Source organism: Cystobacter fuscus DSM 2262 (assembly GCF_000335475.2).
Lineage (GTDB): Bacteria > Myxococcota > Myxococcia > Myxococcales > Myxococcaceae > Cystobacter > Cystobacter fuscus.
Window position 1 is genome coordinate 40,696 of record NZ_ANAH02000009.1, and the last position, 11,484, is coordinate 52,179.

8 protein-coding genes are annotated in these 11,484 nt (G+C 73.0%); 6 read left to right on the top strand and 2 right to left on the bottom strand.

The window, feature by feature from the left end; genetic code table 11:
• Window positions 1-156 precede the first annotated feature (156 nt).
• The 4 genes from D187_RS16480 (at window position 157) to def (ending at window position 8,286) form a co-directional block, all read left to right on the top strand.
• Entirely contained in the window at window positions 157-915 is a 759-nt protein-coding gene (locus D187_RS16480; protein WP_002629193.1) for a hypothetical protein, read from the top strand.
• Window positions 916-1,005: 90 nt separating this feature from the next.
• Window positions 1,006-3,249 carry a replication restart helicase PriA gene (gene priA / locus D187_RS16485; RefSeq protein WP_002629192.1) on the top strand — a complete coding sequence of 748 codons (2,244 nt, stop codon included), beginning with the start codon at window positions 1,006-1,008 and terminating at the stop codon, window positions 3,247-3,249.
• A gap of 17 nt (window positions 3,250-3,266) precedes the next feature.
• The gene (locus D187_RS16490) at window positions 3,267-7,658 is read left to right on the top strand and encodes a coiled-coil domain-containing protein (RefSeq protein ID WP_002629191.1); all 4,392 of its coding nucleotides are present in this window, start codon (window positions 3,267-3,269) and stop codon (window positions 7,656-7,658) included.
• A 106-nt stretch (window positions 7,659-7,764) separates the two neighbouring features.
• Window positions 7,765-8,286, top strand: coding sequence for a peptide deformylase (gene def, locus D187_RS16495; protein ID WP_002629190.1), 522 nt, complete (start codon window positions 7,765-7,767; stop codon window positions 8,284-8,286).
• On the opposite strand, the gene nth is transcribed toward def, so the two are convergent.
• Window positions 8,283-8,951, bottom strand: coding sequence for an endonuclease III (nth, locus tag D187_RS16500; protein ID WP_002629189.1), 669 nt, complete (start codon window positions 8,949-8,951; stop codon window positions 8,283-8,285). The two genes, def and nth, sit on opposite strands and share 4 nt — an antisense overlap.
• A 72-nt stretch (window positions 8,952-9,023) precedes the next feature.
• Between nth and D187_RS16505 the strand changes: the two genes are divergently transcribed.
• Both D187_RS16505 and D187_RS16510 read left to right on the top strand, forming a co-directional pair.
• Window positions 9,024-10,052: a threonine aldolase family protein gene (locus tag D187_RS16505; RefSeq protein ID WP_002629188.1), complete on the top strand. Its 1,029-nt coding sequence runs from the start codon at window positions 9,024-9,026 to the stop codon at window positions 10,050-10,052.
• A gap of 29 nt (window positions 10,053-10,081) precedes the next feature.
• Complete coding sequence (locus tag D187_RS16510; RefSeq protein ID WP_245591738.1) at window positions 10,082-11,101, top strand: M23 family metallopeptidase; 1,020 nt, start codon at window positions 10,082-10,084, stop codon at window positions 11,099-11,101.
• Between the two features lie 40 nt (window positions 11,102-11,141).
• Here the strand turns inward: D187_RS16510 and D187_RS16515 are convergent, their stop codons facing one another.
• Complete coding sequence (locus D187_RS16515; protein WP_043430183.1) at window positions 11,142-11,411, bottom strand: HU family DNA-binding protein; 270 nt, start codon at window positions 11,409-11,411, stop codon at window positions 11,142-11,144.
• Window positions 11,412-11,484: the final 73 nt, after the last annotated feature.

The window sequence follows — 11,484 nt, forward strand, 5'->3', positions numbered from 1 at the left end:
CCGAGCGCTCCTCCATTCGTGGAGACCCATGGCTTGTTGAGGCATGGGTCTCCACTGCTTCGTTCAGGTGGACCCATTACCCGACAAGACCTGTGCTTTGTGTTGACGTGATGGGTCGAATTCGCTCCGCTGGGCGCCGACCTGATTGGAGTGCACGTGGCGAACGAGAAGCGAGGGAAGGGGAGTGGGTGGGGGCCGTTCGAACGGGGCGGTGCCTACGACGAGGTGGGGCCAAGCCTGGGCCGCCTTCACGACGCGTGGGACGTGGAGACGGGAACGCCAGTTCTGCAACTGCTGCCCACGGACCGTGTGGAGTGGCAGCCCGAGGGACCCTGGCGGGTCTCCCTCTTGTGCCAGCCGCAACCCACCTCGGTGACCGTGAGGGTGGAGGAGGCTCCCGCGTCCATGCCTGTGTCGGAACTGGCGGACATCCTCGTGCTCACCTCCGCCGCCGTCTCGCGCGTGGAGGATAGCTCCCGGCTCCGGGCGCACCTCGCTTCGGGCCTGTCTCCGCCTCCCTCCACCTCACGTCAGGGCTCGGGCCGCACGGCCGCGAATTGGACCGGGCTCTCGCTCGCTCTGGGCGTCTGGTTGCTGGTGAGTCTCTCCGCTCCGTCGACTCCTCTCCTGCGCGATGCGCCCTCGGATTCCTTCTCCCAGGAGGACGCCTCGTCCTTCGTCGATCTGGCGGAGTCGGACCCGGTGGCCCTCACCTATCCCATGCCCGACAAGCCCCTCCGCGATCAGGCGGTTCCGCCCTGTAAGCGCAATCGGAGCGTCGTGGAGATCAACGGCGGGTGCTGGGTGCGGTTGGACCAGGAGCCTCCTTGCGATCCGGATACGGCCGAGTACCAGGGCAAGTGCTACATGCCGGGCGCCAAACCCAAGAGGTCGCCTCAGTCCGTCGCTCCCTGATGTCAACATTTCCGACCGAGGGGAAAGGGGCTCCCCTGGCCGGAAACTACCCGTGTCAGGAGCCGCCGCTACAGTGGCCCCTGAGTCACCGTGCCTGCCCCCTCCCTCGCCTCCGTCGCCGTCGGCCGCCCCGTCCGCGGCGAGTACACCTACTCCGTCCCCGAGACCCTGTCCGGCAGGCTCTCGCCGGGCCAGCGCATCCTCGTCCCCTTCGGCCGGAGCATGACGCTCGGCTTCTTCCTCGGCCCCGCCGCTCCCCCCGCCGAGGGCGCCAACGTCAAGCTCAAGCCCATCCTCAAGGTGCTCGAGGACTCGCCCTCCCTCCCGCCCGACCTCATCGCGCTCCTGCGCTTCGCCGCCGAGCACTACCGCTACCCGCTCGGCGAGGTCATCCGGGGCGCTCTTCCCCCCGGGCTCACCAAGGCCGAGGAGGAAAAGGAGGCCAAGCCCGACGTGCAGGAGTTCGCCGAGGCGCTCGTCACCGAGGCCCCCGCCGCCCTGCGCCGCGCCCCCGCCCAGTCCGCCGCCCTGGCCTACCTGCTCACCGTGGGCGGTCGCGTCCCCGTGGAAGAGGTGGCCCACGCCATCCCCGGCGCCCGCGAGACGCTGCGCAAGCTGGCCTCCCGCGGCCTCGTGCGGCTGGAGCAGGTGGTGCTCGCCCCCGGCGTGCGCGAGGGGCTCGGCCAGAACCGTCCCGAGCACCTCACCCCCGAGCAGGACGCCGCGGTGAAGGAACTGCACGTCGCCGTGGACACGGGTGGCTTCCAGCCCTTCCTCCTCCACGGCGTCACCGGCAGCGGCAAGACCGAGGTGTACCTGCGCGCCGTGGAGCGCGCGCTCGAGCAGGGCAAGGGCAGCCTCGTGCTGGTGCCGGAGATCGCCCTCACGCCGCAACTCGTCGGGCGCTTTCGCAGCCGCTTCGGCGCCGACGTGGCCGTGCTGCACTCGGCCCTCAAGGACCGCGAGCGGCTCTTCCACTGGCAGGCCCTGCGCAAGGGCACGGTGCGCATCGCCGTGGGCGTGCGCTCGGCGGTGTTCGCCCCCGTGGAGAACCTCGGCCTCATCGTCGTGGACGAGGAGCACGACCCGTCCTTCAAGCAGGAGGACAAGCTGCGCTACCAGGCGCGCGACCTCGCCGTGGTGCGCGGCAAGCAGGCCGGTGCCGTGGTGGTGCTCGGCTCGGCCACCCCGTCCCTGGAGACGCTGGAGAACACCCGCCGCGGGCGCTACCGCAAGCTCGAGCTCAAGCACCGCGTGGATGACCGGCCCATGCCCACGCTCCAGTGCGTGGACCTGCGCCAGGAGCGCCCGAAGGATCCGCTCCAGACGCAGGAGGCGCCCATCCTCTCCCAGCCCCTGCTCGACGCCATGGCGGAGACCATCGGGCGCGGCCAGCAGGTCATCCTCTTCCTCAACCGCCGCGGCCACAGCACCTTCCTGCTGTGCGAGGTGTGCGGCGCGTCGGTGAAGTGCGGCGACTGCGACGTGTGCCTCACCTACCACCGCTCACAGAATCGCCTGGTGTGCCACTACTGCGGCGAGTCCCACGGCGTGCCCGAGCACTGCCGCGAGTGCACCGGGCCCCTGCTCAAGCTGGGCATCGGCACCGAGCGCGTGGAGGCCGAGGTCGCCGAGCGCATCCCCCAGGCGCGCGTGGCGCGGTTGGACCGGGACTCGGCCACGAGCGCCGAGCGCCTCACCGAGCTGCTCGCCTCCTTCGCCCGCCGGGAGATCGACGTGCTGGTGGGCACGCAGATGGTGGCCAAGGGACATGACTTCCCCGGGGTGACGCTCGTGTGCGTGGTGATGGCGGACACGTCGCTGGCCATCCCCGACTTCCGGGCCTCCGAGCGCACCTTCCACCTGCTCACCCAGGTGGCCGGCCGGGCCGGACGCGGCAAGGATCCGGGGCGGGTGCTCGTGCAGACGTACAACCCGGACGCCGAGCCCGTGCGGCGCATGCTCGCCCACGACTTCGAGGGCTTCTCCGAGGGCGAGCTGGAGCGGCGCCGCGCGCTGTCCTGGCCTCCCTACACGCGCATGGCGGCGGTGCGGCTGGAGGGCGAGAGCCCCGAGCAGACCGCGAGTGTCGCCCGCTTCCTCGGCGACTTCATCGGCCGGCACATGCCTCCGGCCTCCTGGGGGGTGCGCCTGCTCGGGCCCGCCGTGGCGCCCATCTCCCGCATCCGGGGCAAGACGCGCTGGCAATTGCTGCTCAAGGCGCCCACCCACGCCGCGCTCGCGCCCCTGCTGGCCAGGCTGGAGGCGAAACTGGTCGATATTCCCTCCGCGGTGCGCGTGACGATCGACGTGGATCCCGCGGCCATGTTGTAGACTGCTGCCCCCTGCCAATGGCTGAATCGGTTCTCCTCGTCCACGACGACATCGCCATCATCGCCACCGTGCGGCGGTTGCTCACGCGCGAGGGCCATGAGGTCATCCTCGCCACGTCCGTGGCGGATGCGCTCATCGCCTTTGGCCACCACCTGCCCGCGCTCATCGTCCTCGCCCCCGGGGTGGAGGGAGGACGCGGTCCGCTGGTGCTCGAGGAGCTGGGGCTCCACCCGGACATGCGGCTGGCGCGCGTGCTGCTGCTGGGCGAGCCCGTCGCCGGCAGCGCGGCCCCGGTGGCGCCGCTGCCCCTGGACGGGGCCAACTTCGTGGCGCAGGTGTCTACCCTCATCCACTCGCCCTCCGGGCCCGAGGGCTGGTTCGTGGTGAAGGACGAGGAGCCGGAGCCTCCGCTCGAGCCACTGGAGCCGCTCCCGCCGCGCTCGGGTCCTCCGGGGCTCGTTCCCCGGCAGGCCGGGCCGGGCCGCGCCTCCGGGAGCGAGCCCGCGCTCCCCGCGTCCCCGTTCGCGCTCGACGCGGATGAGCTGTTCTCCCACGTGGGGCTGACGGGGGAAGTGCCCCTGCCGCTGCTTCCGCCCGAGGTCTTCGCCCCCGCCCAGCCCGCGCCGGTGCCGGCCGAGCTGGAGCCGGAGGGCGAGGCGGAGTCCCTCTTCGGGCAGACGGAGCAGGCCGTCAGCTCGGGGCGCACCATTCCCACCATCACCGCGGTGAGCCCGGTGGAGATGGGGCCGGTGTCGGCCCCCGTGCTGGCGCCGGATCCGGTCAAGCCCCTGCCGCCGCTGCCTCCGGTGAAGGCCCTCAGCCCGGAGACGGTGGACCTCGAGGCGGAGGCCCGCGCGGAGGCCGAGCGGCTCGCGCAGCTGGAGATCGAATCGGCACGGGCCCGTGCACGCGATGGGCTGGAAGCCTCCGATGACTTCTCGCCGGGCGAGCTCGCCGCCCGGGCCGGGCCCCAACTCGGGGACGAGGGATTCTTCGACGTGGAGCCCACGCCCGTGGCGCCCACGCCGGCCCTGCGCGAGGCGGAGACACGGGCCCTGGCGCCCGAGTCGCCCCGGCTCCTGGAGGGCTCGGACCTGGAGCCCGTCCCGGAGGACGCGCCGCTGCCGACGGAAGGTGACGCGCCCGAGTCCTGGGAGGAACCGCAGCAGGAGAGCGCGGCGGACTGGTTCGACTCCGAGCCGGAGCAGGCCGCATCCGGGCCCGCTCGCGAGGGCGCGCCGAGGGCCGTGGCGGAGCCCGCGCCGGGGCTGGCGGTGGGAGCGCCCGCGAAGGAGGAAGCGCTCCCGGCGGAGGAGGCCCTCGCCGTCCTGGAAGTGCGCCTGATGCGGACGGAGCGGCGGCTCGCGCAGCTCCAGGCCGAACGGGACGCCGCCCAGAAGGCGCTGCAGGAAGCGGAGCGCGACCGGGCGGAAGCCGATGCGTTCGCGGAGGAGCTCCACTTCTCGCTGCAGCAGCACTCGGATGCGCTGGCGGACCGGCAGGCCGCGTTCAATTTGGAGCGGGAGCGCCTGACGCGGGAGGCGGCGGGCCGGGAGGAGTCGCTGCGGCGGGAAGCCGAGGCGCAGCGCGCGCGGCTCGAGGAGCTGTCCGGGGAGCGGGAGCGCGAGGCCACGCTGCGGCGCGAGCTGGAGCGGCGGTTGGAGGAGGCGCGCACGGGGCGGGAGGATGCCGCCGGACTCCACCAGCGGCTCGAGGAGCTGCGAGGCCAGCTCGAGGAGGAGCGGCGACAGCGCCTCGAGGCGGAACGGCGCGTGGCGTCCGCGGCGGAGGCGCGCGCCCGGGCGGAGGCACGAGCCGAGCAGGAGCGGGCGGCGCTGAGGGACGCGGAAGCCCGGGCGGAGTCGGAGCGGGCCGCGCGAACGCGGGCGGAGGCACGGGCGCGGGAGGAGCAGTCGGCGCGAGTGGACGCGCGGGCCCGGGCCGAGGAGGAGCAGGCCGCGCTGCGGGAGGCGGAGGAGCGGGCCGAGCAGGAGCGGGCGGCGCGGGGAGCGGCGGAGGCGCGAGCCGAGGAGGAGCGGGCGGCGCGGGTGGACGCGGAGGCCCAGGCCGAGCAGGAGCGGGCGGCGCGAGCGGAGGCGGAGGCCCGGGCCGAGGCGGAGCGCACGGCGCGGGAGGCGGCGGAAGCGCGGGCCGAGCAGGAGCGGGCGGCGCGGGTGAAAGCGGAGGCGCGCGCCAAGGAGGAGCGGGCGGCGCGCGCGGAGGCGGAGACTCGGGCGGAGGCGGAGCGCAAGGCGCGGGAAGCGGCGGAGGCGCGCGTCGAGGCGGAGACGAAGTCCCGCGGGGAGTGGGAGGCGCGAGCCCACGCGGAGGCGAAGGCGCGCAAGGACTTGTCGGCGCGTGTGGAGAAGGAAGCCAGGGCCCGGGCGGAGGCGGAGGCACGCGCCGCGGCGGAGGCCCAGGCGCGTGCCCAGGCCGAGAGCCGGGTGGAGGCCGAGGCACGGGCCCGGGCGGAGGCCGAGGCGCGCGGCCACGCCGAGAAGAAGGCGCGGATGGACGTGGAGGCGCGGGCCCGCACCACCGCGGAGGCGCGCGTGCAGTCGGAGATGCAGGCCCGGGCGGAGGCGGAGGCACGGGCGGAGGCGGCGGACGCGGCGCGGGCGGAGGCGGAGTCCCAGTCGGAGGCGGAGGCCCGGGAGCGGGCTCGGGCGCAGCAGGGCGCCGAGGCGGCCGACAAGGCCCGGCTGCGCGCGGAGGCGCGTGCCAGCAAGGCGGAGCAGGAGCGCGACGAGGCGCTCGCCCAGGCCGAGAGCCAGCTGCGCGCCCGCGAGGAAGCGGAGATGCGCGAGGTGGCCCTGTCCCGGCGGCATCAGGAATGGGAGGCCCGGTTGGAGGGCGCGACGCAGGCGCGCTCCGAGGCCGAGTCCCAGGCCGAGGAGCTGGAGCGGGCGCGCGTGGACGCGGAGACGCGCGCGGTGACGGCGGAGCGGCTGCGCGTCGAGATGGAGCTCCGGGTGGAGCGCGCGGAGAAGGCGCGTGCCGCGCTGCAGGCCCGCGCCGCCGAGGAGAAGCAGGCCCGGGGTGAAGCGGAGGCCCGGGCCGAGTCCGCCGAGCACGCCCGGGACGAGGCCCTGGCCCGGGTGGAGGCGGGACTCCACGCGCGCGAGGCCTGGTCTCGCGAGTCCGCCGAGCTGTCCGAGCGGCTCTCCCGGCTGGAGGAGTCCCTGGCCGAGCGCGCCACCCAGCTCGACGAGGCCCGGGCGGAGGCGGAGCGGCTGGGGAGCGAGTTGACGGAAGCGCGCCGCGAGGTGGAGCGGCTGGAGCAGGCGCGGGTCCACTCCGGGGCGCAACTCGCCCGCCTCCAGGCGGAGGCCGAGGCCGCGGAGGCTCGCAGCCGCGCGGCGCTCATCTCCTTCGAGGAGCCCGGGGGCTCCCTGGTGGACATCCCCCGGGCGGGCAGCGTCACCCGGGAGGGCCTCGCCTCGCTCCTCACTCGGCTCCAGTCAGCGCGGCTCCAGGCCCGCTTCGAGCTCAAGGGGACCGGGGCCCTGCGCGTGTTGTGGTTGAAGGACGGGCGGCTCGTGGGCGCCCTGTCCTCCGCGCCCGACGAGTCGCTCATCGACCGGGCCCGGGCCGACGCGCTCATCGACGCGCGCCAGGAGAACGAGCTGCGGCTGGTGCGCGGCTCCTCCACCGGCGCGCTCATCGACACCATGCGCGCGCGCGGCCACCTGCTGGAGAACGAGGTCGTCCCGCTCGTGCAGCGCTACACCGAGCAGGTGGCCCTGGACGCGTTCGGCGAGGCCTCCTCGCTCTACCGGCTCGTCGAGGAGCCACCGCCCCACGAGGTGGCGCTCGCCGCTTCCACCCGGCCCCTGCTCCACCTGCTGGCCGAGGCGCTGCGCGACCACGTCTCCGCGGAGTCCTTCCTGTCGGCCGCCGGAGGGCTGCGCGCCGGGGTCTTCCGCGGCGAGTCCGCGCCGGAGGCGTTCGGCCTGTCCGCGCGCGAGCTGCGGCTGCTGTCGGAAGTGGACGGGGAGCAGACGCTCGAGCAGCTCCTGCTGGGCGCGGGCCTGCCCCAGGACACCGCGTTCAAGCTGCTCGCGCTCTTGCACACGCTGGGGCTCATCGTCTTGCGGCCCGCCGTCCCGGTGTCCGGTCAGGAGGCTCCGGGCGAGCTGGAGGTGCGCCGGTTGGAGTCCAAGTTCGAGGAGATCCAGGACGCGGACTACTTCTCGGTGCTGGGGCTGGCGCGCACCGCGGGGAGCGAGGACGTCAAGCGCGCCCATGCGCTGCTGTCCGCCGAGTTCCACCCCCTGCGCTTCGCGGGGCATCCGGATCCGGTGCTCCAGCACCGGGCGCAGCAGATCTCCAACACCCTGAGCGAGGCGGCGCGGGCGCTCGCGGATGATCGGCTGCGCGAGGAGTACGCCCGGAGCCTGCTGGATTGAGGCCCGGCCGGGGGGAGGGGAGGCGTCCGTCCAGGGCCAACGGCCCGGGGGCGGGGGCCTCCAGCGCGGGTTGCCCGTCCGCCCGGGTTGGGATTATGAGAAGCGGATGGTCCGAGAAATCCTCATCTGGCCCGATCCCGTCCTCAAGCAGAAGGCCCGGCCGGTGGCCCGCGTGGACGACACCGTGCGCACGCTGATCCGGGACATGTTCGAGACGATGTACGCCGCCCAGGGCGTGGGGCTCGCCGCGCCGCAGGTGGGCGTGTTGCAGCGGGTCATCGTCCTGGACACGCGTCCGAGCCAGCCCGAGTCCCAGCCGCTGGCGATGATCAACCCGGAGCTCATCGCGCTGGAGGGCAAGGCCACCTACCACGAGAGCTGTCTGTCCATCCCCGGCGAGTCCGAGGACGTGGATCGCGCGGCGGTGGTGACGGTGCGCTACCTCGACGAGGAGGGCCACGAGCAGACGCGCGTGTGCGACGGGCTGCTGGCGATCGCCGTGCAGCACGAGACGGACCACCTCAATGGCACCGTCTACGTGGACCACGTGTCCTCGCTCAAGCGCGAGTTCATCCGCAAGCGGATGAAGCGCGTGAAGGCATCGCGCGAGACCCGGCCGTCGGCTTAAGGCGCCACGCCCTTCACGCCCTTCTTCGGGCAGAGCTCGGCCACGGGACAGCGCTCGCACGCGGGCGAGCGCGCGAAGCACGTCCTGCGCCCATGCCACACGAGGAGCTGGTGGCCCTTCATCCACCGCTCCGAGGGCAGCAGCGCCTGCATGTCCATCTCCACCTTGTCGGGATCCACGTGACGGGTGAACCCGAGCCGGAACGCCAGCCGCTTCACGTGGGTGTCCACGGGGAAGGCGTCATCGCCGCCCAGGTGGATGCACACCACGCCGGCCGTCTTGCGGCCCACGCCGGGCAGCGTCTCCAGGACGGCGCGCGAGCGCGGCACCTCGCCGCCGTGCTCCGCCACCAGCGCCCGGGCCGCCGCGACGAGGTTCTTCGCCTTGGCGCGGTACAGGCCGCACGACTGGATGAAGGGCTCCACCTCTTCCACGCGCGCGCTCGCGTAGGCGGCCGCGTCCGGGAAGCGCTGGAAGAGGGCCGGGGTGACGAGGTTCACCCGCTTGTCCGTGCACTGGGCGGACAGGATGACGGCCACCAACAACTCCAACGGAGTGCGATAGTCCAGCTCGATGCGCACGTCCGGCATGGCGCGCTCCAGCCGCTCCAACACCTCGATCGCCCGCAGGCGCTTGGACTGCGATGATTCGCGTGCCACGCGCACGGCTGTACGTCAGAGCGACCTGTGCCGTAAAGAAGTTTCCACTACCTTTCAGGACACCCTCTCAGGACATTCATGAAGCCCATCGACTTGCGCTCCGATACCGTGACGAAGCCCACCGCCGCCATGCGCCGTGCCATGGCCGAGGCCGACGTCGGGGATGACATCTACGGCGAGGACCCCACGGTGCGCCGGCTGGAGGAGCGCATCGCCGAGGTGCTGGGATTGCCCGCCGCGCTCTACGTGCCCTCGGGGACCCAGGCCAATCAGATCGCCATGGGGCTGCACTGCCGCCAGGGCGACGAGGTGCTCGCCGAGGCCAACAGCCACATCTTCCACTACGAGAGCGGCGCGCTGTCGGGGCTGTGGGGTGTCCAGCCGGCGCCGCTGGCCGGGTCCGAGGGGCTCGTGACCGCCGAGCAGGTGACGGCGGCGGTGCGCACGGACTTCGTCGGTCCGCGCTCGCGGCTGTTGTCGCTGGAGAACACGCACAACCGCAGTGGGGGCCGGGTGTGGCCGCTCGCGCTCTTCCAGAGCGTGGTGGATGCGGGACGCAAGGCGGGGCTGGCGGTGCACCTGGACGGCGCGCGCCTGTTCAACGCCGCGGTGGCCACGGGCATGCCGGCCTCGGCCTGGGCCTCGCTCACCGACACCACGGCGGTGTGCTTCTCCAAGGGCCTGGGCGCGCCGGTGGGCTCGGCCATCCTGGGCTCGCGGGAGTTCATCGAGGAAGCGCGGCGGTTGCGCAAGCGGCTGGGCGGGGCCATGCGCCAGGTGGGCATCCTCGCCGCCGGAGCGCTGTACGGGCTGGAGCACCACGTGGAGCGGCTCGCCGAGGACCATGTCCACGCGCGCCGGCTCGCGGCGGGGCTGGCGGAAATGCCCGGCGTGAAGGTGGTGCCGGGCCAGGTGGAGACGAACATGGTGGTCGCCGAGTTCCCCCTCCCCGTGCGCGAGATGCTCGGCAAGCTGGCGTCCCATGGCGTGCTCGCCGGCTCCACGGGCACGGGGCCTCACACGGTGCGGCTGGTGACCCACCTGGATGTGTCGTCCACGGACATCGACGAGGGCCTCGCGCGCATCCGCCGGGCGCTGGCTGGCTGATTTCCACGGCGTTGGTAGACTGGGGCCCCTTGCGTCGTCTGGCCCCTTTGCTGCTGCTCGTCGCATCGGCGTGCGCCCATCCGGGCGCGCGCGCGAAGATGAGCTTCGATGAGCTGTATTCGGATCCCGCGCCCTATCCCTCGGGCCCGGACCCGGGAGCCGTGTCTCCTCGCCAGGAGGCGGGCACCCGCGGTGGGGCCACTGTCTCGAGGCAGGCGCCCGAGTCCCCCGAGTTGCGGGCCGCGCTGGCCACCTTCGTCGCGCAGGCGCGCGCCGCGCGCATCCAGGTGTCCCAGGGCAGCGCCATGCCGGACGCCCAGGTCGTCAACTGGCGGCGGATGAACGGCTTCCTGGACGAGTTCCTGCGCCGCCCCGCGCGCAAGACGTCCTCGTTGGACGTGGTGCGCACCCGGACGTCGCTGGAGGCCGAGCTGGAGCTGGACGCGCGCGCCTACGGGGACATCCCCGCGGAGCTGGCCGACGCGGTGCTCGCCCGGATGGACGCGCTCGCGATGCGCATGGCCGAGCTGCGCCGCCCCTCCACCCGCGCCGTGCCCAAGCGGCTCTCGCTGAGCTGGCCGGTGGAGCCCGTCGTCGTCACCAGCGTCTTCGGCAGCCGGCTGCACCCCATCCTCGGTACGGAGAGAGATCACCAGGGCGTGGATCTCGCGGCCAAGGCGGGCCAGCTCGTCACCGCCGCGGCCCAGGGCGTGGTGCTGCGCGCCGGGTGGAATGGCGGGCACGGCAACCAGGTCATCGTCCAGCACGATGGCAACGTCACCACCCGCTACAGCCACCTGTCGCGCCTGCTGGTGGTGCCCGGGGACGTGGTGGAGGAGGGCGACGTGCTGGGCGCGGCCGGCAGGACGGGCATGGCCACCGGGGTGCACGTGCACTTCGAGCTGTGGCGTGACGGCGAGCCGAGTGATCCGCTCGATGTCATGGGCCCCACCGAGTCGGGAGAGCTGCCCTCCTTCGTCCACCACGAGTCGCTTCCGGACTCCCGGAAACGACAAGGGCGCCGCCCTCTCGGACGACGCCCACTCTGAGGCCGGAGCGCGCTCGCGGGCCCCTCAAACGACAACGAGGCTACAACGAGTTCTTCAGTTCCTTGGCGGGCCGGAAGCCCACCGTCTTCGACGCCTTGAGCTTCATCATCTCGTTGGTCTGCGGGTTGCGGATCTTCCGCGCCTTGCGAGAACGAACCGACCAGGTGCCGAAGCCCGGGTAGCTGAAGCGCTGGTCCTTCTTCACCGCCTTGCCGATGTTGGCGAAGACGATGTCGAGAATCTCCGCCGCCGACTTTTTCGTCAGTCGCGACTGCGCCGCCACCACCTCCACGAGCTCTGCCTTGGTCATCCGCTCCTCCACCCACGTTGTTCTGCGAAAGCCCGAGGTTGGTAACAAATCGCTCTTTTGTCTGTCAACGCTG